Genomic DNA, 26,037 nt, shown 5'->3' with positions numbered 1-26,037 from the left:
AATATTTAGTTTAGCAATAGCTTACATATGGATCGGCTTGGCGTGGGTGGCCATGGCCGATTCGCGCACGGCTTCCGACATGGTCGGATGGGCGTGGCAGGTGCGCGCCAGATCTTCCGACGAGCCGCCAAACTCCATCAGAACCGCAAGTTCATGGATCATTTCACCGGCATTATAGCCCAGAATATGCGCGCCAAGAACGCGATCCGTCGCCTTGTCGGCAAGGATCTTCACAAAGCCGTCCATGTGCTGCATGGAGCGGGCGCGGCCATTGGCCGTGAAGGGGAACTTGCCGATCTTGTATTCCACGCCTGCGGCCTTGAGTTCTTCCTCGGTCTTGCCGACGGAGGCCACTTCAGGCTGCGTGTAGACGACGCTTGGAATGACGTCGAAATTGACGTGGCCCGCCTGTCCGGCGATGATTTCGGCAACGGCGACGCCTTCATCCTCGGCCTTGTGCGCCAGCATCGGCCCCTGCACCACGTCGCCGATGGCATAGATGCCCTCGACATTGGTGCGCCAGTGATCGTCGATCGCGACGCGGCCACGATCATCCACGACAACGCCTGCTTCCTGAAGACCAAGACCGTCCGTATAAGGACGACGACCCGTCGAAACCAGCACCACATCCGCCTCAAGCGTCTGCGCATCGCCGCCCTTGACCGGCTCGAACGTCACCTTCGCGCCCTTCTTGCCGGACTTTTCGACGCCCGTCACCTTGGCGCCCAGCTTGAAGCTGATGCCCTGCTTTTCGAGCAGGCGCTGAAACTGCTTGGAAACCTCGCCATCCATCGCGCCCAGCACCTTGTCGAGATATTCGACCACCGTGACCTTGGCGCCAAGACGCGCCCAGACCGAACCCAGTTCAAGGCCGATCACGCCGCCGCCGACCACGACCATCTGGCCGGGAACCTTGTCGAAGGAAAGCGCGCCGGTCGAGGACACGATGACTTTCTCATCGAACGCCACATCGACGCCGGGAATGCCCGCGACATCCGATCCGGTGGCGATGATGATGTTCTTCGCTTCGATTTCCTCGACCTTGCCGTCCTCGGCGGTCACGGAAACCTTGCCCTTGGCGACGATCTTGCCGGTGCCGATATAGGTCTTGATCTTGTTCTTCTTGAACAGGAATTCGATGCCCTGCACATTGGCCTTGACCGTATTGTCCTTGTGGCCAAGCATCTTTTCGAGATTGAGCTTCGGCGTTCCCACTTCCACGCCAAGCGCCTCGAAGGAATGGCCGGCTTCGGCAAAGATTTCCGAAGCGTGCAGAAGCGCCTTGGAGGGAATGCAGCCGACATTGAGGCAGGTGCCGCCGAAGGTCTTGCGCTTTTCCACCACCGCTACCGAAAGGCCGAGCTGAGCCGCCTTGATTGCGGCCACATAACCGCCGGGGCCGGTGCCGATGACAACCACATCATAAGACATTGAACCATCCTTCTTGAGTCTGTTCATGAGCGGGCCGCTTGCCGGCCCTTTTATTCTTGTTCAGGTGAGCAGGATTGAAAGCGAAATGCTTCCCATTGCAATGGTGTTTCAGGCTTTGCCGCGCCAAAATCATAGCTGTCGAGCGCGGTTACGAGATCGGGAAACAGAATGGCCTGCGCCGCGGGCTCATCGGCCTTGGGCAGCACATCGGCCTCTGCATTCTCCTTGAGCGCATAGACGACATTCTGCCAGATGCTGCATTCGTCGAAAGCCTCCGGCTCGCTGGCGCCATTCTTGCAATTATAGGTAATGAGCGCATAGGGCCGCGCAATTTCTTCTTCCGGCCAGATGACCATGCCCGAAAGCCTGAATTCCGGCTTGTCATCGGCGGTGATCGTGAATTCATTCGACGGCGCCGGAGACATGTTCAGCGCATTGGCCTGTACCGGCTGAAAGGTCAGCGTATAGGCGCCGTCGCGATCGCGATAGACCGCGCGGTTCTGCGTGCATGCTGCCTGCACCGCACTTGAAAACACCGTCAGCGCCAGCGCTGAAGCGGCCACAAGCCTGCAAAGCTTTCTTGCGTCATACATGCGTCGGTTCTCCCGTTCCGCCCATCTCCATCACCAGATCACGGCAGCGAACATCAAGGCAAGCCCCGCGAGCGATCCGATCCAGACAAGGGAGCGGATATAGGGAATGCCCGCCAGATAAAGCGGAATATAGATGATGCGGCAGGCAAACCACAGCCACGCGCCGTAAAGCCCCCAGCCTGCGTCACCGCCCCCTGCGTGATCGCCCTTGAACGCCAGCGCGAGCGCAAGTGCGATGAAGGCCGGATAGGTTTCACGGAAATTTGCCGAGGCGCGTTCCGCACGACCCGCAAGCGCACCGCGCGGCTTCAGCCCTTCGTCGCGCGGACCCGCATTCCATTCGGTGCCGAGTTCCTTCGTCGCCGTCATGCCTTGCAGCAGAATATGGGCGACCAGCAGCACCACGCTCCAGCCGACCAGCGGCAGGAAGGGCGAAGCGGAGAAGATCGTCGGCTCCATCTGCGGCTCCTTCAAGCGGAATTCCCCGGAAAGCAGCAGCCTCCGGGGAATGTATTTGCTCCTAGAGGTCCAGAACCAGACGTTCCGGGTCTTCGAGGCTTTCCTTGACGCGCACGAGGAAGGTCACAGCTTCCTTGCCGTCCACGATGCGGTGATCATAGGACAAGGCGAGATACATCATCGGACGGATGACGATCTGGCCGCCCACGACGACCGGACGCTCCTGGATCTTGTGCATGCCCAGAATGCCCGACTGCGGCGCATTGAGGATCGGCGACGACATCAGCGAACCGTAGACGCCGCCATTGGAAATGGTGAAGGTGCCGCCCTGCATGTCCGCAACCGACAATTGTCCATCGCGTGCAGCGCGTCCGAGACGGCCGATTTCCTTCTCGATTTCGGCAATCGACATCTGGTCGGCATCGCGAACGACAGGAACCACGAGGCCCTTGTCGGTGCCCACAGCCACGCCCACATGGGCGAAGTTCTTGTAGATGATGTCGGTGCCGTCGATCTCGGCATTGACCGCCGGGATTTCCTTGAGCGCATGGGTCACGGCCTTGGTGAAAAAGCCCATGAAGCCAAGCTTCACACCATGCTTCTTCTCGAAAATATCCTTGTAGCGCTTGCGCAGCTCCATCACCGCCGTCATGTCGACTTCGTTGTAGGTCGTCAGCATGGCTGCGGTGTTCTGCGCATCCTTGAGGCGCTTGGCAATCGTCTGGCGCAGGCGCGTCATGCGCACGCGCTCTTCGCGCGATGCATCGTCACCGCTTGACGCCGGACGCGCAGCAGCCGGTGCTGCGGCAGCGGGAGCAGCAGAGACACCCTTGGCGATCGCGCCCAGAACATCGCCCTTGAGCACCTGTCCGCGCTTGCCCGAGCCTTCCACCTGATCGGCAGAAATGCCGCTCTCGGCAAGAAGCTTGGCGGCGGATGGCGCAGGCTGCATGGACGGGCCCGATGAAGCAGATGCCGGAGCAGCAGCGGCTGGCTTGGCTTCTTCTTTCTTCGCAGCAGGGGCAGCAGCGGCAGCGGCGGCATCACCGGAAATCTGGCCGAGCAGCGCACCGACTTCCACAGTGTCGCCTTCCTTGGCTACGATTTCAGCCAGAACGCCCGCAGAGGCAGCCGGGACTTCCACTGTCACCTTGTCGGTTTCCAGTTCCACCAGCGGCTCATCGACGGCAACAGCTTCGCCGACCTGCTTGAACCATTTTCCGATGGTTGCCTCGGTAACGGACTCCCCAAGCGTGGGAACGCGGATTTCGGTAGCCATGGTTTTTTCTTCCGTTGTTCTACAGACTTTGGATTTCTATTCGGTTGAAGCGCGGAGCAGTCCAGACGGATGCTCCGCAGCTTAATTCGCATCAATTACCCAGCGCATCCTCAAGGAAAGCGGCCAACTGTTCAAGATGCTTTGACATCAGGCCCGTTGCCGTCGACGCCGCCGCCGGGCGGCCCGTATAGCGCACGCGCTGATGCTTGGCGTCGATATGCGCCAGCACCCATTCCAGATAGGGGTCGATGAACGACCAGGCACCCATGTTCTTGGGCTCTTCCTGACACCAGACGATTTCTGCCTGGCGGAAGCGCGAAAGCTCATTGATGAGCGCCTTGGCGGGGAACGGATAAAGCTGTTCGACGCGCAGCAGATAGATGTCGTCGATCCCGCGCTTTTCGCGCTCTTCGTAAAGATCGTAATAGACCTTGCCCGAGCACAGCACGACGCGGCGGATCTTGGCGTCCTTCTGCAGCTTGATGCCTTCGCCATCGCCCTTGTTGTACTGCGCATCGTCCCACAGCAGGCGGTGGAACGAGGAATCGCCCGACAATTCGGAGAGGGTCGAAACCGCCCGCTTGTGTCGCAGCAGCGATTTCGGCGTCATCATGATCAGCGGCTTGCGGAAATCACGCTTCATCTGGCGGCGCAGGATGTGGAAATAGTTAGCCGGCGTCGTAACATTCGCCACCTGCATGTTGTCTTCCGCACAAAGCTGGAGATAACGTTCCAGACGCGCCGATGAATGCTCCGGTCCCTGCCCTTCATAGCCATGCGGCAGCAGACAGACGAGGCCGGACATTCTCAGCCATTTGCGTTCGCCCGACGAGATGAACTGGTCGAATACGACCTGCGCACCATTGGCGAAGTCGCCGAACTGTGCTTCCCAAAGCACCAGTGCGCGCGGATCGGACAGCGAATAGCCGTATTCATAGCCGAGCACTGCTTCTTCCGAGAGCATCGAATTGATGGCCTCGTAGATCGCCTGTCCCTTCTGAAGATTGTTCAGCGGGATATAGCGGCTCTGGTTTTCCTGATCGTAGAGCACCGTATGACGCTGCGAGAAGGTGCCGCGCTCCACATCCTGCCCCGAAAGGCGGATGGGGTGGCCTTCAAGCGACAGCGAACCAAAAGCGAGTGCCTCGCCCGTCGCCCAGTCGATCCCCTCGCCCGTTTCAATCATCCTGGCGCGGTTGTCGAGGAAACGCTGGATGGTGCGATGGACATGGAAGTCCTTCGGCACTTCGACCAGCTTCTTGCCGATCTCCTTGAGCGTCTTCATCGGCACGGCGGTCTTGCCCCGGCGCTGCTCATCGGCATTGTCGGCGGTGCGAAGCCCGCTCCATGCGCCATCGAGCCAGTCGGCCTTGTTGGGCTTGTAGCTCTGGCCTGCTTCGAACTCCTGTTCGAGCCGTGCGCGCCAGTCCGCCTTCATCTTGTCGATGTCGGCCTGCGTGACGAGACCTTCGGCCATCAGCTTGTCGCTATAGAGCTGAACGGTGGTCCTGTGCGAGCGGATCGCCTTGTACATCAGCGGCTGCGTGAAGGACGGCTCATCGCCTTCATTATGGCCGAAGCGGCGATAGCAGAACATGTCGATGACCACCGGCTTGTGGAAGGTCATGCGGAATTCGATCGCAACCTTGGCTGCAAAGACCACCGCTTCCGGATCGTCGCCATTGACGTGGAAGATCGGCGCTTCGATCATCTTCGCCACATCCGACGGATAGGGCGAGGAGCGCGAGAAGCCCGGATCGGTGGTGAAGCCGATCTGGTTGTTGATGATGAAATGGACCGTACCGGCCACCCGATGCCCGCGCAGGCCCGAAAGGCCGAGGCATTCCGCCACGACGCCCTGACCGGCGAAAGCGGCATCGCCATGCAGAAGCAGCGGCAGAACCTTGGCGCGCTCGGTCAGCGGCACCAGATCGTCGCGGGTGCGGCCCACCAGCAGGTCCTGCTTGGCGCGCGCCTTGCCCATGACGACCGGATTGACGATTTCCAGATGCGACGGATTGGCGGTCAGCGACAGGTGAACCGAATTGCCGTCGAATTCACGGTCGGATGAAGCGCCCAGATGATACTTGACGTCGCCCGAGCCTTCCACATCGTCCGGCGCATAGGAACCGCCCTTGAACTCATGGAAAATAGCGCGATGCGGCTTGCCCATCACCTGTGAAAGCACGTTGAGACGGCCGCGATGGGCCATGCCGAGCACGATTTCCTTGAGGCCGAGCTGCCCGCCGCGCTTGACGATCTGCTCCAGCGCCGGAATGAGCGACTCGCCGCCATCGAGGCCGAAACGCTTGGTGCCCTTGTATTTGACATCGATGAACTGCTCGAAGCCTTCCGCCTCGATCAGCTTCGAAAGAATGGCTTTCTTGCCTTCCGCCGTGAATGCAAAGCCCTTGCCGGGGCCTTCGATGCGCTCCTGAATCCACGCCTTTTCCGTCGGGTTGGAAATATGCATGAATTCGACGCCGATGGTCGAGCAATAGGTGCGCTTGAGAATATCGAGCATTTCGGGAATGGTCGCATATTCAAGGCCAAGCACATTGTCGATGAAGATCTTGCGGTCGTAATCGGCAGGCGTGAAGCCGTAATTTTCCGGCTCAAGCTCATTATAGTCATTGGGCTTCTCCGCAAGCCCGAGCGGGTCGAGATTGGCATGCAGATGACCGCGCATGCGATAGGCGCGGATCATCATGATCGCATGGACGCTGTCGCGCGCAGCCCGCGTCAGTTCCTCGGTGCTCAAGCTGCCCGCAGCACCGTCAGCCTTGCGCGCCTCGCCCTTTTCCGACTTCGCCTTCAGCTTGTCGGTGACATGTTTTTCAATCTCGGGCCAGTTGCCGTCCAGTGCAGATACAAGCTCGCCATTCTCCGCGATCGGCCAGTTCTTGCGCGTCCAGCTTGCGCCCTGCGCATTTTTCCTGACGTCTTCGGGGCTGTCCTTGAGCTGCGCGAAGAAATCGCGCCACTCGGCATCGACCGAATTCGGATCGCTTTCGTAACGCGCGTAGAGTTCCTCGATATAATCGGCATTACCGCCATAAAGGAACGAGGTGAGCGCGAAAATGTCGTTCGCTTGTTCCTGCCTTGCCATGTCCTTACCGGAGCGACGCTCCGTCTCCTGTTTGCGGTTCGAAATCGCGCGGGTCGAAAGCCTCTCCCCTCACGCGGTCAGGGCTGAACCGCCGCGGACGCCCTGACATTGTCGCTTATGCCAAACCCGGCAGAGGCTTTCGCCGCTGCCGGGATATTCATTACAAGGTGCGGTCTCAGCCCTTGAGGACTTCAACCAGCGTCTTGCCGAGCTGCGCGGGCGAAGGCGACACGCGAATGCCTGCCTCTTCCATCGCAGCGATCTTGTCTTCCGCGCCGCCCTTGCCGCCCGAAATCACGGCGCCTGCATGGCCCATGGTGCGGCCTTCGGGCGCGGTGCGTCCGGCGATGAAGCCGACCATCGGCTTCTTGCGGCCGCGCTTGGCTTCGTCTTTCAGGAACTGCGCCGCATCTTCTTCCGCCGAGCCGCCGATTTCGCCGATCATGACGATCGACTTGGTTTCGTCGTCCGCGAGGAACATTTCCAGCACGTCGATGAATTCGGTGCCCTTGACCGGATCGCCGCCGATGCCGACAGCGGTGGTCTGGCCCAGACCTTCATTGGTGGTCTGGAACACTGCTTCATAGGTAAGCGTGCCGGAGCGCGATACAACACCCACCGAGCCCTTCTTGAAGATATTGCCCGGCATGATGCCGATCTTGCATTCTTCAGGGGTCAGGATGCCGGGGCAGTTGGGTCCGAGCAGGCGCGACTTCGAGCGTTCCAGACGCTCCTTGACGCGAACCATGTCCATGACCGGAATGCCTTCGGTGATGCAGACGATGAAGCCGATTTCAGCTTCGATGGCTTCGATGATCGCATCGGCTGCACCTGCTGGCGGAACATAGATCACGGAAGCGTCGGCGCCCGTGCGTTCCTTGCCTTCGGCGACAGTCGCAAAGATCGGCAGGCTTTCGCCATTCGAGCCGGACCAGGTTTCGCCGCCCTTCTTGGGATGAACGCCGCCGACCATCTGCGTGCCGTAATAGGCGAGCGCCTGTTCGGTGTGGAAAGTGCCGGTCTTGCCGGTCAGGCCCTGTACGAGAACCTTGGTGTCCTTGTTGACGAGAATGGACATGCCTTAATTCCCCTTCACTGCGGCGACGATCTTCTGCGCCGCGTCGTCGAGATCGTCAGCCGAAATGACGTTCAGCCCGCTCTCGTTGATGATCTTCTTGCCCAGTTCCACATTGGTGCCTTCAAGACGCACGACCAGCGGAACCTTGAGGCCCACTTCCTTGACCGCGGCGATCACGCCTTCGGCGATCACGTCGCACTTCATGATGCCGCCGAAAATATTGACCAGAATGCCTTCGACAGCCGGATCGGCGGTGATGATCTTGAATGCAGCCGTCACCTTCTCCTTGGTCGCGCCGCCGCCAACATCGAGGAAGTTGGCAGGTTCTGCGCCATAAAGCTTGATGATGTCCATCGTCGCCATGGCAAGGCCCGCGCCATTGACCATGCAGCCGATATTACCGTCGAGCGCGACATAAGCGAGATCGTGCTTGGAAGCCTCGATTTCCTTTTCGTCTTCTTCCGACAGGTCGCGCAGTTCGACGATGTCCGCATGGCGGAACAGCGCATTGCCGTCGAACGACACCTTGGCGTCGAGCACGCGCACGCGGCCATTGGTCATGACGATCAGCGGGTTGATTTCCAGAAGGCTCATATCCTTCTCGGTGAAGGCCTTGTAGAGAATCGGGAACAGCTTGAGGCCGTCCTCGCGCGCTTCGCCTTCGAGCTTGAGCGCATCGGCCAGCTTGTTGGCGTCTTCGTCGGTCACGCCCTTGGCCGGGTCGATGGCGACGGTCACGATCTTTTCAGGGGTTTCTTCTGCAACGGCCTCGATGTCCATGCCGCCTTCGGTCGAAACCACGAAAGCCGGACGACCAACCGTGCGGTCGATCAGGATCGAGAGATAAAGCTCGCGCGCAATGTCTGCGCCGTCTTCGATGTAAAGACGATTGACCTGCTTTCCGGCAGGACCGGTCTGCTTGGTGACGAGCGTATGCCCCAGCATTTCCTTGGCATGGGCAACCACTTCATCGACGGATTTCGCAAGCCGCACACCGCCCTTGGCGTCTTCCGGCAGTTCCTTGAACTTGCCCTTGCCGCGTCCGCCAGCATGGATCTGGCTCTTGACGACATAAAGCGGTCCGGGGAGCGTCTTTGCCCATTCTTCCGCCTGCTCGACGGAATAGACGGCCACACCATTGGCGATCGGCGCGCCATAAGTGTGCAGCAGGCGCTTGGCCTGATATTCGTGAATATTCATCTGGTTGTCCTCTACGGATTGACAGCCGGAAAAGGCCGGGAGAACCCCGGCCTTGTCTGGAACTTATTTCAGCGATGGCGCGATGCCAATACATGCCTCGCAAAGACCGGCGACTGCCGCCACCGACTTTTCGAACTCGCCCTTTTCAGCACTGTCGAGATCGATTTCGATGATGCGTTCAACGCCCTCGGCGCCGATCACCACCGGAACGCCGACATACATGTCCTTGACGCCGTACTGGCCCGAAAGCTGCGCTGCGACCGGCAGGACGCGCTTCTTGTCCTTGAGGTAGGATTCAGCCATCTGGATCGCCGAAGCAGCCGGTGCGTAGAAAGCGGAACCGGTCTTGAGCAGGCCGACGATTTCCGCGCCGCCGTCACGGGTGCGCTGGATGATCTTGTCGAGCTTGTCCTGGCTGGTCCAGCCCATCTTGACCAGATCGGGCAGCGGAATACCTGCAACCGTCGAGTAACGCGCCAGCGGCACCATTGAGTCGCCATGGCCGCCGAGCACGAATGCGGTGACGTCTTCGACCGACACATTGAATTCTTCCGAGAGGAAATAACGGAAGCGCGCCGAGTCGAGCACGCCGGCCATGCCGACGACCTTGTGCGCGGGAAGACCGGAGAATTTCTGCAAGGCCCAGACCATCGCATCGAGCGGGTTGGTGATGCAGATCACGAAAGCCTCGGGCGCATATTTGGCAATTCCCGCGCCAACCTGTTCCATCACCTTGAGGTTGATGCCCAGGAGATCGTCGCGGCTCATGCCCGGCTTGCGCGGCACGCCTGCGGTGACGATGACGACATCCGCGCCTTCGATGGCGGCGTAATCGTTCGCGCCGGTGAATTTCGCATCGAAACCGTCAACGGGTGAAGATTCTGCAATATCGAGTCCCTTGCCCTGCGGAATGCCTTCCGCAATGTCGAAAAGGACAACGTCGCCGAGTTCCTTCAGACCAGCCAGATGGGCGAGCGTGCCGCCGATCATGCCGGAGCCGATGAGGGCAATCTTGTTGCGTGCCATGATTGTTTCTTTCCTCACGTTTGATCCAGAAACGCATGAAGCCGTCCGGAAGATTGCCGGAAACGCTCAAGCGTTGCGAGGGTTCGATAGGACTCTTTGCAAAAAAACTCAACTCATTATTTTGCGACCAATGTTTTCAATCGGTTAGAATTATATGTTCTTACGTAAACGTCAAATAAATTGACGAAATGAAGACAATTGCCGCCCGCTCGCCTGCCCGATGCGCCCGCATCGGGACAATCGAGTCTGCGCTTCCTGTCGATGTTCTGTGACCCCCGCTCAAGCTCCGGTCATTCGTCCGGTTTAACCGCTCTATTCCCCCCTGATCCTTAACCTGATTCTTAAATCGCGTTTGTGGCAGACTGATGATATTTTCTACGCGCCGATCTTTTCCTTGCTTGCGTCCAGATACTCCGCGCTCTGCATTTCAAAAAGCCGCGATGCAGTGCGGTCGAATTCGAAGGCTTCGGTGCCGGTTTTCGCCTGATAGAGCTTTTCCGGCAGCGCTTCCGCCGATACGAACAGCCGCGCATGATGATCATAGAGCACATCGACCAGCAGGATGAAGCGCTTGGCCTCGTTGCGGCGCGTATAATCGAGCACCGGCACATCATCGATGAACAACGTCGGATAATGCTTGACGATGGCCATGTAATCGGACGCCCCCAAGGGGCGGGCGCAAAGCTCGTCGAAGGTGAAGCGTGCGGCCAGCCCCTCTACGGCATGGCGGATTTCAATATCGCGGCCCTTGATGCGGATGATGGCCGGTTTTTCTGCCTTGCCATCCGTGTAATCCGCCCAGGCTTCATTCATGCGGCTTGTCGTCTCCAGCCCCAGCGGCGTGAGATAGACCGGCTGGCGGTCGAGCTTTTCCAGCCGATAGTCAGTGCGCGAATCGAGATTGACCACATCGACATGCTGCTTGAGGATTGCCACGAAGGGCAGGAAAAGCTGGCGGTTCAGCCCATCACGATAAAGATTGTCGGGCGCGACATTCGAAGTTGCCACCAACACCACGCCGCGTTCGAAAAGCGCGCTGAAAAGGCGCGACAGGATCATCGCATCGGCAATATCGGTGACGGTGAATTCATCGAAGCACAACACCCATGCCTGCTGGCTGAGCGCTTCGGCAACGGGCGGGATCGGATCGTCCTGCTTTGTCTCGCCGCGTTTATGCGCCTGCCGGTGCGCATAGATGCGCTCATGCACATCGGCCATGAAATCGTTGAAATGCGCGCGCCGCTTGCGCTCGATGGGCAGAAGCTGAAAGAACATGTCCATCAGCATGGTCTTGCCGCGCCCGACCTCGCCATGGACATAAAGGCCCTTGACGGGCGCGGCTGCTTCCTTGCGCTTGCCGAACAGCCAGCCGAGCGCGCTCGACTTGCGCGACAGCCGCTTGGTGCAGATTTCCTCGATCAGCCGGTCATAACGATCGGTGAGATCGCGCTGCGCGGGATCGCGCTCGACATCGCCCGCCTGCACCATGGCGTCATAATGCTCGCGCAGCGAGGGGAAGGCTTTCAGATTGCCGTCAAAAGACATGATAGGTTGCGTCCAAAACCTTCATCAAAATATGGCGGAGCGATTTTAACCGCCCCGCCCCGTGCCGTGCCGTAATATCAAATCAGCGGGAGAGCGAAAGCGCCTGCCCTGCCACGGTCTGCCCGTCGAAACGGCCTTGACCGGAGGAATAAAGGGTTGCGACCGTGCCGCCATTGCCGTCATAGAGCGAAAGCTGCTTGCCGTTCACAGCCCAGGAGGCAAGGCTTGCAAGCTCGCCGGGGCAGCGCAGCGGACCGGCGCGGAAGCCCTGTCCATATTTGGTCTGCGGCGTTGCGATCTTGCAGCTTTGTCCGGCCAGATTGGCATTCCACACGCCCGCAACCGAACCCGGCGTCAGATCGGGAGCCGATTCCGGCGGCAGGCTCGCTACTTGCGTTCCGCTGTCCTGCGGCGCGGTTTCGGTGACTGGCGGTGTCGGGAACTGGGTGGGATTGTCCAGATTGCCCTTTTGCACGGTGCTGGTTGGCGCCGGGCGCAGCGGTGCGGGCGGATGCGACGATGCATTGTCGAAACCGCCAACCCGCGAGCTTTGGCAACCGGCCAAGACGATGCCAGCCGCGGCAATGCCGAGCAAACCTGCTTTTGAAATTCCCATCTGGTTCTCCATTTCCATCGTGATGCCGGGGCCGAAGATGATCGGGGGACGGCGCCGCATAAACAACATTACACTGATAAAATGGCCATATGGTTAAAAAATCAACACTGTCGGGAGGCAGATTCCGCCGCCAACCGTTTAAGAATGCTTGCAACCATTGACAAATTTTGACAATGGGGCAGGAAGGCCACAGTTTTTCTGCAATAGCTCGCAAGGATGGATAAAGCGCCCGTACTGGCAATTTGCGGGTTTTTCCGCCATACAGAGCATCTTCGCCACCGCCAGAACGCCTGACTTTACAGGAACCACCGATGAACAAGGCAGTCTTCGCCAGGATGAACGGATTGGGCAACAGGATCATTGTTGCCGATATGCGCGGGCGCGCCGACACGATTACGCCCGCCGCAGCCATTCGTCTGGCAGGCGAAAGCGAAACCGCCTTCGACCAGATCATGGCCATCCATGATCCGAAGACGCCCGGCACCGATCATTATATCGAAATCATCAATTGCGACGGCACGCAGGCGCAGGCTTGCGGCAACGGTACGCGCTGCGTGGTGCAATGGCTCTCACGCGAAAGCGCAAGGCGCAACTTCACCTTTGAAACCCTTGCCGGGATTCTTACCGCCAATGAGCATGAAGACGGGCTGATCACGGTGGATATGGGCAAGCCGCATTTCGGCTGGCAGGAGATCCCGCTCGCGCATGAAGTCGCCGACACGCGCGCAATCGATCTTGCCGCCGGTCCCGCCGATGCCCCCGTCCTGCAATCGCCCTCGGTGGCGTCGATGGGCAATCCGCATGCGATCTTCTGGGTCGAAAGCGACGTCTGGTCCTATGCGCTCGATGAATATGGCCCCGCGCTCGAACACGACCCGATCTTTCCCGAGCGCGCCAATATTTCCATTGCCCGCGTCACATCGCGCGAAGCAATCGACCTGCGCACATGGGAACGCGGCGCGGGCCTCACGCTTGCCTGCGGTTCCGCCGCCTGCGCTGCCGCCGTCCTGGGCGCGCGCACCGGGCGCACCGGACGCAGCCTCACCGTCAATGTCCCCGGTGGGCCGCTCGGGATCGAATGGCGCGATGACGATCACGTCATGATGACCGGCCCCGCCGAATGGGAATTTGACGGCAGTTTCGATCCGGCGACCGGCGCATGGAGCCGCAACGCCAGCCGGGGAGCCGCCTGATGAGCGTCGAAGTCGTAACATTCGGATGCCGCCTCAACACCTATGAATCCGAGGTGATGAAGCGCGAGGCCGACACAGCAGGTCTTGGCGAACTCAAAGACGGCGCAATCATCTTCAACACCTGCGCGGTGACGGCGGAAGCCGTGCGGCAGGCGCGGCAGGCGATCCGCAAGGCGCGTCGCGACAATCCGCAGGCGCGCATCATCGTCACCGGCTGCGCAGCCCAGACCGAGGCCGACAATTTCGCCTCCATGGATGAAGTGGACCTCGTGCTCGGCAATGAGGAAAAGCTCAAATCCAACTCCTACCGGATGTTGCCCGATTTCGGCGTCAACCAGTTCGAAAAGGTCCGCGTCAACGACATCATGGAAGTGCGCGAGACGGCGAGCCATATGGTCGACGCCATCGAAGGCCGCGCCCGCGCCTTCGTGCAGGTGCAGAACGGCTGCGATCATCGCTGCACCTTCTGCATCATCCCCTATGGCCGCGGCAATTCGCGCTCGGTGCCGATGGGCGGCGTGGTCGATCAGGTCAAGCGGCTGGTCGGCAACGGCTATGCGGAAGTGGTGCTGACCGGCGTGGACATGACGTCTTATGGCCCCGATCTGCCCGGAAACCTGCGGCTGGGCAAGCTGGTCAAAACCGTGCTTGGTCAGGTGCCGGATTTGCAGCGCCTGCGCCTTTCCTCCATCGATTCCATCGAGGCCGACGACGATCTGCTGGAGGCAATCGCCAATGAAAAGCGCCTGATGCCGCATCTGCATCTGTCGCTACAGGCAGGCGACGACATGATCCTGAAGCGCATGAAACGCCGCCACCTACGCGACGATTCGATCCGCTTTTGCGAAGATGTGCGCAAGCTTCGCCCCGACATGGTGTTCGGCGCGGACATCATTGCCGGTTTCCCGACCGAAACCGAGGAAATGTTTCAAAACTCGCTGAAAATCGTCGAGGAATGCGGCCTCACCCATCTGCATGTCTTCCCCTATAGCGCGCGCGAAGGCACGCCAGCCGCGCGCATGCCGCAGGTCAGGCGCGAGATCGTCAAGGAACGCGCCGCACGCCTGCGTGAAGCAGGTGAGCGCGCCTATCAAAACCATCTCGCCTCGCTGGTCGGCACACGCCAGCGCCTGCTGGTCGAAAAGGAAGGCATCGCGCGCACCGAAGGCTTTACGCTTGCCGCCGTCGATGGCGGCACACCGGGCGACATCATCGAATGCAACGTAACGGGTCATGACGGCGAAAAGCTCATCACCCGTCAGGCAGAGCCGCAGGCGGCTTAGGCTTACGACCAGACAAGGCATCAAAACGCATGGCAATGGGCTTCATCAAGAAAATGTTCTCCTTCGGCAAGAAGGAGGTCGAGGAAAAGCCGGTCGATCAACCGGCTCCCGATGCGGTGGAAACGCCACTGCCGCCAGTTCCCGAAGCTGAACCGGAGCCAGCACCGGAAAAACCCGCGCCTGAACATCCGGTCGCCGAGATTGAGATTCCCATCGAACAGCCGCCGGTGATGGAGCCGCTCGCGGCTGAACTGCCCGCGATTGAACCGATTGCCGAACCCGCGCCGCCGCCTGCGCCTGAACCCGTGAAGCCGAAAAAGGTGAAGGTGGCCAAGGCCGTCGAGGAACAGCAGGAAGAAGCCCCCGTCGAGGCAGCACCGGAACCCAGGCTTTCATGGTTCGAGCGCCTGCGCCGTGGCCTTGCCCGCTCGTCAAACTCGCTCAGCGATTCCATCGGCGGTATTTTTACCAAGCGCAAGCTCGATGACGACACATTGCAGGATCTCGAAGACGTGCTCATTCAGGCCGATCTCGGGCTTGAAACCGCCATGCGCGTGACCGATGCGCTCTCATCGGCGCGTTACGGCAAGGATGTGACCGGCGAAGAAGTGCGCGCCATCATGGGCGCGGAAATCGAAAAAGTGCTGGCCCCGGTGGCAAAGCCGCTGGAACTCGATCTTTCCCACAAGCCCCATGTCATCCTCGTCGTCGGCGTCAACGGCACCGGCAAGACGACCACCATCGGCAAGCTTGCGGCCAAGCTCACCGCAGGCGGCCTCAAGGTCATGCTGGCGGCGGGCGACACTTTCCGCGCCGCAGCCATCGAGCAATTGCACATTTGGGGCGAGCGCACCGGCGCGCCGGTCGTCTCCAGCAAGCTTGGCGCGGATGCGGCGGGCCTTGCCTATGATGCATGGGAGAAGGCGCGCGATGCAGGCAGCGACGTGCTCATCATCGACACGGCGGGGCGCTTGCAGAACAAGGCCGAGCTGATGGATGAACTTGCCAAGATCGTGCGCGTTCTGGGCAAGCATGATCCCGAAGCGCCGCATACGGTGCTGCAAACGCTCGACGCCACCACCGGGCAGAACGCGCTCAGTCAGGTGGAGATTTTCAAAAACATCGCCGGCGTCAACGGTCTGGTCATGACCAAGCTCGACGGCACGGCGCGCGGCGGCATTCTGGTGGCTATTTCCGCCACGCATAAATTGCCGGTCTATTTCATCGGCGTCGGTGAAGGCATCGACGATCTGGAACCTTTCGCGGCACGCGATTTTGCCCGCGCCATAGCAGGAGTTGCCTGATGCAACACCCCGTCTTCGAACGCGATCCATCACAAAAGACCGAAGCCGAGCGCAAGGAAGTGCCGCCGCTTCTCAAGCTGGCGCTGGAACTGGGACCGCTGCTGGTCTTCTTCTTCGCCAATGCGCGCGGCGAAAGCCTGATCGAACATTTTCCGCTGCTGGGCCAGATCGGCGAGCCGATCTTTCTGGCCACCGCGCTGTTCATGGTCGCAACCGTCATCGCGCTTGCGATCTCATGGGCCCTGACCCGCACCCTGCCCATCATGCCGCTGGTTTCGGGCATCGTGGTGCTGGCCTTCGGCGCACTGACGCTGTGGCTGCACAATGAGACCTTCATCAAGATGAAGCCGACCATTGTGAACACGCTTTTCGGCGCAATTCTGCTTGGCGGGCTTTTCTTCGGCAAATCCCTGCTTGGCTATGTGTTCGATTCGGCCTTCAAGCTCGACGCGGAAGGCTGGCGCAAGCTCACCTTCCGCTGGGGCCTGTTCTTCCTGTTTCTGGCCGTTGCCAATGAAGTGGTATGGCGCAATTTCTCGACCGACGCCTGGGTGGCATTCAAGGTCTGGGGCATCATGCCGATCACCATTGTCTTCACACTTTCACAAATGCCGCTTATCCAGAAACATAGCCTGCCCGAGCAGGTATCGACCGAATGAAGGAGGAGAACGCCATGCCCCGCAGCGATAAAAGGCTCGACATCGAACAATTCATCTGCCGCAGCGATAATTATGGCGTTCTCATTCATGATCCCGAAAGCGAACTGACCGCATCCATCGATGCGCCCGATGCGGACGCCATCGAAGCGGCGCTGGAGCGGCGCGGCTGGACGCTTGATTTCATCTTCACCACCCATCATCACCTCGATCATGTCGAAGGCAATGAGACGCTGAAAGCCAAATTCGGCATCAGCATTATCGGCCCCGGCGAGGAAGCTGCGAAAATTCCGGGGCTGGACCGCCCGGTCGGGGATGGCGACGAATTCACCTTCGGGCTTTTTCAGGTACAGGTCATTTCCACGCCCGGCCATACGGCGGGCGAGATTTCCTACTACCTGCCCGATGCAGGCGTGGTCTTTACCGGCGACACGCTGTTTGCGCTGGGTTGCGGACGGCTTTTCGAGGGCAATCCCGCCACCATGTTCCGCTCCCTGCAAAAGCTGATCGCCCTGCCCGGCGAAACAGCGGTCTATTGCGGCCACGAATATACCGAAAGCAATGCCCGCTTTGCATTGAGCGTCGATCCGGGCAATTCGGCCCTCAAGGAGCGCGCGCTCGAAATCGCGCGGCTGCGCGCAGCCGACCGCATGACGCTTCCGACCACCATTGCGCTGGAAATGGCGACCAATCCCTTCCTGCGCTGGCATGATGCCGGTATCCGCGCCCGTCTGGGCTTGCAGGATGCGCCAGACGAGGTAGTATTCGCGGAAATCCGCAAGCGCAAAGACCTGTTCTAGAGCATTTCCAGCAAAAGTGTGAAACGGTTTTGCGCCCGGATAATGCGTAAAAACAAATAGAGAGAGCGGTTCCGACTATTCCGTTTAAACAGGAACCGCTCTAGCCCATTTTTAGCCAGTTTTTAAAATGAGTGGACGATGAACCTGAACCGCTTCAAAAGCCTGAACCGCGCCGCCCTGCTTGGCCTGTCGCTTGCTGTCCTGCCTGCCTCGGCAGGTATGGCTTATGCGGAAGATATTCTATCGATTGCCACGCCGCCGCAAACACCGGCGGAGATCAACAATTTCAAGCTGACGGAAGATCTTCTGGGCCGCATGGAAACCATTCATGCCGGACTTGAAAAGATGCAGCTTTCGCCCACGGCGGAGGAAGGTCTCGACGCCCGGCCCTCGATGGATTCCATGGTGAAAAGCATCGAGTCGCGACCGCAGGTGATGGCGCTGATGAACGCGCAGGACATCAAGCCGCGTGATTATCTGCTTGCCTATTTCGCGATGATGAGCGCGCTTGCCGCCGCTGATGCGGAAGAAGAAGACCAGCTTGTCGACGAAGTGAGAGACATCAACCCCGAACATGTCGAATTCGGCAAGCAATATGGTGAGCGCATCCGCGAGCTGATCGGGGAATAACCCCGTCAGCTTCAATCCGGCAGCTTTAACAGCCGCAGCGCATTGATCGTCACCAGAACCGTCGCGCCGGTATCAGCGAGAATGGCGGGCCAGAGGCCGGTTATGCCCAGCACGGTGGTCACGAGGAATACGGCCTTCAGCCCCAGCGCAATTGCGATATTCTGGTGAATATTGCGCATGGCGCGTTTTGACAGATCAACCATCGCCGCCACATCGCCAACGCGTCCGTGCAGCACCGCCGCATCCGCCGTCTCCAGCGCCACATCGGTGCCGCCGCCCATGGCAATGCCGACATCGGCAGCAGCCAGCGCTGGCGCATCATTGATGCCGTCGCCCACTTTGGCGACGATCTGCCCCTGCGCGCGCAGTTCGCCGACGATACGCTGCTTGTCTTGCGGCAGAAGTTCGGCCCGCACCTCGATGCCAAGATCGGCCCCCACCGCCTGCGCCGTGCGGCGATTGTCGCCGGTCAGCATCAGCGTGCCGATACCTGCCTGCCTGAGTCCTTCAAGACCTGCTATGGCGTCGGCGCGCGGCTCGTCACGCATGGCGATGGCGCCTGCAATCCGGCCATCGGCAACCAGCACGGAAACCGTCTTGCCCTCATCATTGCAACGGGCGATGCGCGCGGCCAGATCGTCCGGCATGGCTGCAATGTCCTGTGCCGCCTTGCGCGAGCCAAGGAAAAGCTCGATGCCGTCGGCAAAGCCCGAAACACCCTTGCCGCCATGCGCCTTGCTTTGCGAAACTTCCGCCAGCGCCAGATGAAGGGCCTGCGCTGCCTCGACGATTGCCAGCGCCAGTGGATGGCTGGAGCCTGCATCGAGCGAAGCCGCCAGCCGCAGCACTTCATCCTCCTGCATGGAAGCGGCCAGCACATCCGTCACCTGCGGCCTGCCTTGCGTCAGCGTCCCGGTCTTGTCGAAGCAGACGGTGGTAATCCTGCCGATGGTTTCGAGCACCGCCCCGCCCTTCATCAGCAACCCGCGCCGCGCACCCGATGAAAGCGCTGCCGCAATGGCCGCAGGCGTTGAAATGACCAGCGCGCAGGGACAGCCGATCAGCAGGATGGCAAGCCCCTTATAGACCCACTCGCCCCATGCAGCCCCTGCAAGCAGCGGCGGCAGGATCGCAACAAGTGCTGCAACCGCCACCACGCCCGGCGTATACCAGCGCGAAAAACGGTTGATGAAGCGCTCGGTCGGAGCCTTGGCTTCCTGCGCCTCCTCCACCAACCGCACGACGCGGGCAATCGTATTGTCCTGCGCCGCAGCACTCACCTTCACCCGCAAAAGCCCATCGCCATTGATGGTGCCGGCAAAGACCATGTCGCCCGCAGCCTTGCCAACCGGCGTGCTTTCGCCCGTCACCGGCGCTTCATCGACGGCGCTTTCGCCTGAAACGATCTCACCATCGGCAGGCATGCGATCGCCCGGACGCACATTGATCACATCGCCCACGGCAAGACTGTCGGCTGGCACTTCCCGCGTGGTGCCGTTGCTTTCGACAAAGGCCGTCTTCGGCACCAGCGCGCTCAGCGAGCGGATGCTTGCCCGCGCCTTGCCAGCGGCGACGCCTTCGAGCAATTCACCCACCAGAAACAGGAACACCACCGCCGCAGCTTCCTGCGTCGCGCCGATAAAGACCGCACCCACAGCGGCAATCGTCATCAGCGTCTCGATGGAAAACGGCGTGCCGTTGAGCGCGGCCATGAGCGCGCGGCGCGCAATCGGTATCAACCCGATCAGCATCGCCGCGGTAAAGGCCCAGAGTTCCAGCGGCGGATAAAGAAAGCCGATCATATAGGCCGCAACCAGACCGCCGCCGCAGGCCAGCATCATCCGGCCCTTATCCGTCTGCCACCAGCGCGCGGGCTTTTCCGGCACAGACGCTGCCGCCTCCTGATCCATCGCATGGGCCTTGTAGCCAAGACCCGTTACTTTCGCCGCGATCTCGTCAAGGCTGGCGGAACCGTCATGGCTGACACTCATTGTCCCGCCGGTGACGGAAACCGAGACGTCCTCGACGCCGGAAAGCCGCCGCACCGCCGTATCGATTTTTGCGGCACAGGAAGCGCAATCCATGCCCTCGACCCGCAGACGCAGGCTGGCCGCGCCTCTCGCGATGGGCTTTTGCCTGACCGCTTCATGATCATGATGATGGCCGCAATTGCCGTGATCGTGATGATGATTATGCACGCTTTCGCTATGGCTCATTTTCCAACCCTTGAATTCTCTCATCAGGGGTCTACATCCTCTAGTGACTAGAGGAGCAAGCAAAAGATGATCACGAATGTTGCGATTGGCGAAGCTTCGAAAGCCAGCGGCGTGAAAGTTCCGACCATTCGCTATTATGAGCAGATCGGCCTGCTGCCAGCGCCGCCGCGCAGCGAGGGCAACCGCCGCCTTTATGACAAGAGCGATATTGACCGGCTTTTATTCATCCGCCATGCCCGCGATCTGGGTTTCGAGGTCGATGCGATCCGCACGCTTCTCGACCTTCAGGACAATCCCGACCAGTCCTGCGCTGCTGCCGACGCCATAGCCAGCGCGCGGCTGGCCGATGTCGAACACCGCATCGCGCGACTTACGGCGTTGAAGACGGAATTGGTGCGTATGCTCGATTGCACGGCGCATGGCCGCATCGACCAGTGCCGTGTCATCGAAATTCTCGGCAATCATGATGAATGCGCAAGTTCGCAGCACTGACCTATTCGGCGGCAACGGCCTGCCTGCGGCGTGTCGCAATCATGTCCTTTGCCGCCAGCGCAGCACCTGCCGTAATCAACACGCAAGCCGCAAGAATGCGCATGGAAGGCTCCGCCGTTCCGGCCGCAATCAGCACCAGCGTGGATAAAAGCGGCGCGGCATAGCTTGCCGCGCCCAGAACCTGAATATTGCCGCGTTTGACGCCAAAATCCCACGCATAAAAAGCCGCCCCGACTGGCAAAAGCCCCAATGCCAGCACGCAGAACCACTCCATTGCGCCCTGCGGCCAGACCGTCTGTTCAAGCGCCAGATGGCAGATCAGCGATAGCACCGCCGTCGCCACGCAAAAGCCTGTCACCGCATCAGTCGGCACATGCGCCAGACGGCGCGAGAGCAGGGAATAGGCAGACCATGCCAAAGCACACAGCCCCGCCATCGCATAACCGAAAGCATAACGCGCCTCAAAACCAACCCCGCCGCCCTTGGTGACGATCAGCACGGTGCCGCCAAGCCCCAGCAGCGCCCCGGCAATATGATACCAGCGCAGCCGCTCTCCCGGCATCAGCGCCGACCCGACGACGATGAGCAGCGGCCAGAGATAGGCGATCAGGCTGGCTTCCACCGCAGGCGCATTGCGCAGCGCCGTGAAATAAAGGAAATGATAGCCGAAAAGCCCGGCCACGCCGACCAGCCAGACGATTGCCGGCTGGCGCAGATGCCGCGCCGCACCCGGTCGCCACAGCCACGAGACAAGCCCGATGGACGCGCCGATGGAAAAGCACATGGCGGAGAGCTGGAACGGAGGAACCTGACCGGAACCGGCTGTGAAAAGCGCCAGCAGCGCCCACATGGCGATGGCTGAAAAGCCGATCAATGTCGCAAGTCTCATCCCGTCCCCATCGCTTACGCTTTTGCCGCTTACGCTTATTTCGGAGACATGCTTATCACATCTTTTCGAAGCGCGTCGCCACGATTTTCAACGTTCCCAATTGCGTGCCGATCCGTGCCTCGACCGGGGCATAGATACCGGAATCGCCCAATGTTGCAAAAAGGATCGTGATCTTGCTGCGCTTGCTCAGATAATCGATGGCTTTCTTGCCTTGCTGATAGCCCGCCACCGGCACGAACCGCGCCGAACAGATCACCGTTTCTCCGGTAAATCCGCGCGTGGTGAATGATTCGGTGCCGTTGAAGGAAAGCTTTATATCGGCGCGTGTCTGGCCATCGAAAACGCGCAAGGTGCGGTTGCAGACGGAAGCGCGATCCTCGGCCGGAATGATCAGCGCGCTGATGGGATCGCCGACATCGAGCAGATCGTCGGCGGCGACCTCCACCCACGGATCGCGCTTTTTCACCGGCGGCACATTTTCCGCCGTCATCACATTGCCATTGGCGAAGCGGATTTTCGTGCTCTTGTTCTTGCGCCCATGCTTATACGCCAGATCGAAGTTCGACGGCTTCACCTTCCCCGCAACCGACCTGCCGTCCACATGAACCGTGCCATCCGTATCGTCGAAAATACGCGCGAGGCCGGAGGTCATGAAACGCCCGTTTACGGCGTAAGCAGCCCCTTTTACCCTGGTTTCCATAGCTGAACGGGCAATGGACAGCCCGAATATAGAAATCTCGTATTCGGTGCGATAGAGCGCATCTGCCCATGCTGGGCCTGCCGAAAAAAAACCTGTCAGCACAAGCCCGGCCAGCATGGACTTGCTGGCGCGTAGAGAATAATCGATTGTGAGCTTCGTCAGACGAGTTTTTCGCATTGCACCCCGTTTGGCTATATCCGGTCATGGGATTGATCGAGCAAGAAAAACCGGCGAAGTTATGGTCACGCGCCGGAGCGATTGGCGCAAATCGCCGCAAATGCGCGCCTTTACAGCCTGACGAGCGAATCTGTCTTGACTGTAACGGCTGCTGTCACTATAGAAACGCGACTTTCCCAATAGGCCGCCTGTCCGAGATCGCGCGCCAGCAGCATCAAACTGCTTTGTTTGCGTTGAATTCGGACATTCGGGTCGGGGCCTGAGAAACAAACATTGAAGGTGAGACCAAAATGTCCCGCGCTTGTGAATTGACCGGCAAGTCGGTCCAGTACGGCAACAATGTCAGCCACGCGAACAACAAAACGCGTCGCCGCTTTCTGCCGAACCTCTGCAATGTAACGCTCATGTCCGAAGCTCTCGGCCAGAGCTACCGTCTTCGCGTTTCGGCCAACGCCCTGCGTTCGGTTGAGCATCGCGGCGGTCTCGACGCGTTCCTTACCAAGTCGGATGACAAGGAACTGTCGCAGCGCGCACGTCTGCTCAAGCGCCAGATCGCAAAGAAGCAGGCTGAAGCTGCTGCATAAAAAGCATATCCCGGAAAAGTGGATACCGGTTTTCCGATAAAGATATGCGTCGCACAAAGAATAAAAGCGCGCTTGCGCTTTGCTTTGTAAAAATTCGACAAAAACAGGCTGGCTCCTGCTGGCCTTTTTTGCTGGTTCCATTACCCAGGATAAAAAAATGCCTGCTATGAATACTTCTGTTTCCCGGCTTGTGCCGGCCATGCTGGCCATGTGTGCGGCGGTCGCCGCCTCGAACATACTGGTGCAATATCCGTTCCAGTATCTCGGACTTCATGAAGTCCTCACATGGGGCGCGTTCACCTACCCGATCGCTTTTCTGGTCAATGATCTCACCAATCGCCGCTTTGGCCCCAAAGCCGCGCGCCAGACCGTCTATGCCGGTTTCGTGCTGGGCGTCATCATGTCGATCTGGCTGGCGACGCCGCGCATCGCCATTGCATCGGGCAGCGCTTTCCTGTTCGCGCAATTGATGGATATTGCCGTCTTTGATCGCCTGCGCCGCAAGACATGGTGGAAAGCGCCCTTCGCCGCCGCCATGTTCGGCTCGGTGCTCGACACGATCCTGTTCTTCTCGATTGCCTTTGCCGCACGCTTCGCCTGGATCGATACGCTGACCGGCATGCCCGATTCGTCACTGACCGAACCCGCAGCCTTCCTCGGCCTTGGAATGCCGCTCTGGGCATCGCTGGCTTTCGGCGATTTCTTTGTGAAAGTGGTGTTGGGAACGCTGATGCTCATCCCCTATGGCGCAATTCTCGCCATTTTCGCTCCGGCGCTCTACGCGCCGGAGAAAGCCGCCTGAACTCTACCTTGCACCTCTGGCGCGGCGGCGTCCCCTGCCCGCAGCCTCCGCGCCCTGTTCCTCAAACAATGAGGCAAGCTGCTCGGTCATCGCGCCCGCAAGCTCTTCCGCATCGACGATCGTCACTGCGCGGCGGTAATAGCGCGTCACATCATGGCCGATACCGATGGCGATCAACTCGACCGGCGAGCGCGTTTCGATCTCCTCGATCACGGCGCGCAGATGCCGCTCCAGATAATTGCCCGGATTGACCGAAAGCGTCGAATCATCGACCGGCGCGCCATCCGAAATCATCATCAATATCTTGCGCTGCTCAGGACGGCCCAGCAGGCGCTGATGCGCCCAGATCAGCGCCTCGCCGTCGATATTCTCTTTCAGCAGCCCCTCGCGCATCATCAGGCCGAGATTGCGCCTTGCGCGCCGCCATGGCGCATCCGCGCTCTTGTAGATGATATGGCGCAGATCGTTGAGACGGCCCGGATTGGCAGGCTTGCCACGGCCCAGCCACGCTTCGCGCGACTGCCCGCCCTTCCATGCCTTGGTGGTAAAGCCCAGAATTTCCACCTTCACGCCGCAGCGCTCCAGCGTGCGCGCCAGAATATCGGCGCAGGTAGCTGCGACCGTGATCGGGCGTCCGCGCATGGAGCCGGAATTATCGATCACCAGCGTCACCACCGTATCGCGGAAATCCGTGTCGCGCTCCATCTTGTAGGAAAGCGGCTGCGTGGGATCGATCACGATGCGCACCAGACGCGCCGAATCGAGATAGCCCTCTTCCAGATCGAAATCCCACGAGCGGTTCTGCTGCGCCATCAGCCGGCGCTGCAAGCGATTGGCGAGCCGCCCGACCACGCCTTGCAGATTGGTGAGCTGCTTGTCGAGAAAACCGCGCAGACGATCGAGTTCCGCCTCGTCGCAAAGATCGGTAGCCTCGACTTCCTCATCGAATTCGCGCGTGAAAACCTTGTAATCGACATGTTCGGCGAAATTGGCGAAGGGCTGGTTGGCGCGGCGCGTATCGCCGGGCGTTTCCGCGTCTATATCCTCGCTGTCGTCCATATCGTCGGAAGAGGCATCGGCGGCGTCCATTTCGCCCTGCTCGCCTTCGTCGCTCGCCTCGTCCGATTCGTCGCTTTCCGCCGAATCCGAGCCTTCCTGGCTTTCCTCGCCGCCCTCTTCGTTCTCGTCCTGATCGGGCGTCTGTTCCTCGTCTTGGCTTTCGTCCTCGCTCTGCTCTTCGGGCGAAAGCTCCTCGGCCATGTCCATCGAGGCAAGCATGTCGCGCACCACGCGCGCAAAAGCCTGCTGATCGTCCAGATTATCGCCAAGGCGCGCAAGTTCGGAACCCGCCTTCTGCTCGATCCAGTCGCGCCAGAGTTCAAGCACCTGCCCCGCTTCCTGCGGTGCCGCGCGGCCTGTGAGCTTTTCGCGCAAGAGAAGCGACACCGCCTCTTCAAGCGGCGCATCCTCCCTGTCGGTAACGCCCGACAAACTGGTGCGGCCATATTTATCCGCGAGCATCACGGCCAGATTGTCGCCGACGCCCGCCATGGCGCGGGTGCCGATGGCTTCGACGCGCGCCTGCTCGACGGCATCGAAAATCGCCCGCGCCTGCTTGCCTTCCGGGGCCAGCGCCGCATGAATGCGCGCATTGTGGCGCGCCTTGCGCAGCGCCATGGAATCGCCAAGGCCGCGGGTTACGGCAATGTCGTGCGCGGTCGGGCGCTTGGGCAGGTCGGGCAGGCGGGCGCGATTGGCGGTCAGCGCCGGGCGATCATTGTTGAAGGCCACTTCCAGTTCATTATCGTTGGAAATGGCGCGCATGCACGCCGTCAGCGCCCGCTTGAACGGTTCCGAATCGACCGGTCCCGTTTTGCGCTCGCGCGAATTATCGCCCATTCCTGACATTTGGCCCGACATATGCCTATCCTGACTTCTCATAAAGCCGCTGCCGGAACGCTCCGGCAGCAATCCT

Annotated in this window: 22 protein-coding genes and 1 pseudogene; 9 read left to right on the top strand and 14 right to left on the bottom strand. The window is 60.1% G+C overall.

The genetic code is table 11. From position 1 onward, the window contains the following. Nucleotides 1–21 precede the first annotated feature (21 nt). The 10 genes from lpdA to DKP76_RS03495 form a co-directional block, all read right to left on the bottom strand. On the bottom strand, nt 22–1,431 hold the full coding sequence (lpdA, locus tag DKP76_RS03540) for a dihydrolipoyl dehydrogenase (protein ID WP_109705167.1): 1,410 nt from the start codon (nt 1,429–1,431) through the stop codon (nt 22–24). Between the two features lie 50 nt (nt 1,432–1,481). Next, entirely contained in the window at nt 1,482–2,024 is a 543-nt protein-coding gene (locus DKP76_RS03535) for a hypothetical protein (protein WP_109705010.1), read from the bottom strand. Between the two features lie 30 nt (nt 2,025–2,054). After that, complete coding sequence (locus DKP76_RS03530; RefSeq protein WP_109705009.1) at nt 2,055–2,483, bottom strand: MAPEG family protein; 429 nt, start codon at nt 2,481–2,483, stop codon at nt 2,055–2,057. 61 nt (nt 2,484–2,544) lie between these two features. Beyond that, a complete protein-coding gene (gene odhB / locus DKP76_RS03525) occupies nt 2,545–3,762 on the bottom strand; it encodes a 2-oxoglutarate dehydrogenase complex dihydrolipoyllysine-residue succinyltransferase (protein ID WP_109705008.1) in 1,218 nt (405 codons plus the stop codon). Between the two features lie 91 nt (nt 3,763–3,853). Beyond that, nucleotides 3,854–6,871 (bottom strand): 2-oxoglutarate dehydrogenase E1 component, encoded by a 3,018-nt coding sequence (locus DKP76_RS03520; protein WP_109705007.1) that lies wholly within the window; start codon nt 6,869–6,871, stop codon nt 3,854–3,856. Nucleotides 6,872–7,046: 175 nt separating this feature from the next. Continuing rightward, nucleotides 7,047–7,949 carry a succinate--CoA ligase subunit alpha gene (gene sucD, locus DKP76_RS03515; protein WP_109705006.1) on the bottom strand — a complete coding sequence of 301 codons (903 nt, stop codon included), beginning with the start codon at nt 7,947–7,949 and terminating at the stop codon, nt 7,047–7,049. A 3-nt stretch (nt 7,950–7,952) separates the two neighbouring features. Beyond that, nucleotides 7,953–9,149, bottom strand: coding sequence for an ADP-forming succinate--CoA ligase subunit beta (sucC, locus tag DKP76_RS03510; protein ID WP_109705005.1), 1,197 nt, complete (start codon nt 9,147–9,149; stop codon nt 7,953–7,955). Between the two features lie 63 nt (nt 9,150–9,212). Further along, on the bottom strand, nt 9,213–10,175 hold the full coding sequence (gene mdh, locus DKP76_RS03505) for a malate dehydrogenase (RefSeq protein ID WP_109705004.1): 963 nt from the start codon (nt 10,173–10,175) through the stop codon (nt 9,213–9,215). A 375-nt stretch (nt 10,176–10,550) separates the two neighbouring features. Then, on the bottom strand, nt 10,551–11,720 hold the full coding sequence (zapE, locus tag DKP76_RS03500; RefSeq protein ID WP_109705003.1) for a cell division protein ZapE: 1,170 nt from the start codon (nt 11,718–11,720) through the stop codon (nt 10,551–10,553). 82 nt (nt 11,721–11,802) lie between these two features. Next, the gene (locus tag DKP76_RS03495; RefSeq protein ID WP_109705166.1) at nt 11,803–12,336 is read right to left on the bottom strand and encodes a protease inhibitor Inh/omp19 family protein; all 534 of its coding nucleotides are present in this window, start codon (nt 12,334–12,336) and stop codon (nt 11,803–11,805) included. A gap of 311 nt (nt 12,337–12,647) precedes the next feature. Between DKP76_RS03495 and dapF the strand changes: the two genes are divergently transcribed. The 6 genes from dapF to DKP76_RS03465 all read left to right on the top strand — a co-directional run bounded on the left by dapF (nt 12,648) and on the right by DKP76_RS03465 (nt 18,202). Further along, entirely contained in the window at nt 12,648–13,529 is an 882-nt protein-coding gene (dapF, locus tag DKP76_RS03490) for a diaminopimelate epimerase (RefSeq protein WP_109705002.1), read from the top strand. Beyond that, on the top strand, nt 13,529–14,812 hold the full coding sequence (mtaB, locus tag DKP76_RS03485) for a tRNA (N(6)-L-threonylcarbamoyladenosine(37)-C(2))-methylthiotransferase MtaB (protein ID WP_109705165.1): 1,284 nt from the start codon (nt 13,529–13,531) through the stop codon (nt 14,810–14,812). Before dapF ends, mtaB begins: the two co-directional genes overlap by 1 nt. A gap of 29 nt (nt 14,813–14,841) precedes the next feature. Next, nucleotides 14,842–16,116 carry a signal recognition particle-docking protein FtsY gene (ftsY, locus tag DKP76_RS03480; protein ID WP_109705001.1) on the top strand — a complete coding sequence of 425 codons (1,275 nt, stop codon included), beginning with the start codon at nt 14,842–14,844 and terminating at the stop codon, nt 16,114–16,116. After that, nucleotides 16,116–16,775 (top strand): septation protein A, encoded by a 660-nt coding sequence (locus DKP76_RS03475; protein WP_109705000.1) that lies wholly within the window; start codon nt 16,116–16,118, stop codon nt 16,773–16,775. Before ftsY ends, DKP76_RS03475 begins: the two co-directional genes overlap by 1 nt. Before the next feature lie 14 nt (nt 16,776–16,789). Further along, nucleotides 16,790–17,572 (top strand): hydroxyacylglutathione hydrolase, encoded by a 783-nt coding sequence (gene gloB, locus DKP76_RS03470; RefSeq protein WP_109704999.1) that lies wholly within the window; start codon nt 16,790–16,792, stop codon nt 17,570–17,572. Nucleotides 17,573–17,710: 138 nt separating this feature from the next. Further along, entirely contained in the window at nt 17,711–18,202 is a 492-nt protein-coding gene (locus tag DKP76_RS03465; protein WP_109704998.1) for a hypothetical protein, read from the top strand. A gap of 11 nt (nt 18,203–18,213) precedes the next feature. Here DKP76_RS03465 and DKP76_RS03460 read toward each other — a convergent pair. Then, nucleotides 18,214–20,403 (bottom strand): annotated as a pseudogene (locus DKP76_RS03460) (heavy metal translocating P-type ATPase); the annotation flags it as partial. 81 nt (nt 20,404–20,484) lie between these two features. Here DKP76_RS03460 and DKP76_RS03455 point away from each other — a divergent pair. Beyond that, nucleotides 20,485–20,910, top strand: a complete 426-nt coding sequence (locus DKP76_RS03455; RefSeq protein WP_109704997.1) for a MerR family transcriptional regulator — start codon at nt 20,485–20,487, stop codon at nt 20,908–20,910. A gap of 1 nt (nt 20,911) precedes the next feature. Here the strand turns inward: DKP76_RS03455 and yddG are convergent, their stop codons facing one another. Next, on the bottom strand, nt 20,912–21,799 hold the full coding sequence (gene yddG, locus DKP76_RS03450) for an aromatic amino acid exporter YddG (RefSeq protein ID WP_109704996.1): 888 nt from the start codon (nt 21,797–21,799) through the stop codon (nt 20,912–20,914). Nucleotides 21,800–21,854: 55 nt separating this feature from the next. Then, the gene (locus tag DKP76_RS03445) at nt 21,855–22,676 is read right to left on the bottom strand and encodes a DUF3108 domain-containing protein (protein WP_109704995.1); all 822 of its coding nucleotides are present in this window, start codon (nt 22,674–22,676) and stop codon (nt 21,855–21,857) included. Nucleotides 22,677–22,966: 290 nt separating this feature from the next. Here DKP76_RS03445 and rpmB point away from each other — a divergent pair, with 290 nt between their 5' ends. Next, complete coding sequence (gene rpmB, locus DKP76_RS03440; RefSeq protein ID WP_109704994.1) at nt 22,967–23,260, top strand: 50S ribosomal protein L28; 294 nt, start codon at nt 22,967–22,969, stop codon at nt 23,258–23,260. A gap of 157 nt (nt 23,261–23,417) precedes the next feature. Next, complete coding sequence (locus DKP76_RS03435) at nt 23,418–24,062, top strand: VUT family protein (protein WP_109704993.1); 645 nt, start codon at nt 23,418–23,420, stop codon at nt 24,060–24,062. 3 nt (nt 24,063–24,065) lie between these two features. On the opposite strand, the gene cobT is transcribed toward DKP76_RS03435, so the two are convergent. Continuing rightward, on the bottom strand, nt 24,066–25,982 hold the full coding sequence (gene cobT, locus DKP76_RS03430) for a cobaltochelatase subunit CobT (RefSeq protein WP_109704992.1): 1,917 nt from the start codon (nt 25,980–25,982) through the stop codon (nt 24,066–24,068). Between the last annotated feature and the right edge of the window lie 55 nt (nt 25,983–26,037).

The organism is Falsochrobactrum shanghaiense, assembly GCF_003149535.1.
Taxonomy (GTDB): Bacteria; Pseudomonadota; Alphaproteobacteria; order Rhizobiales; family Rhizobiaceae; genus Brucella; species Brucella shanghaiense.
The sequence above is the reverse complement of the archived record's forward strand: the minus strand, read 5'-3'. Positions and strand labels throughout refer to the sequence as shown.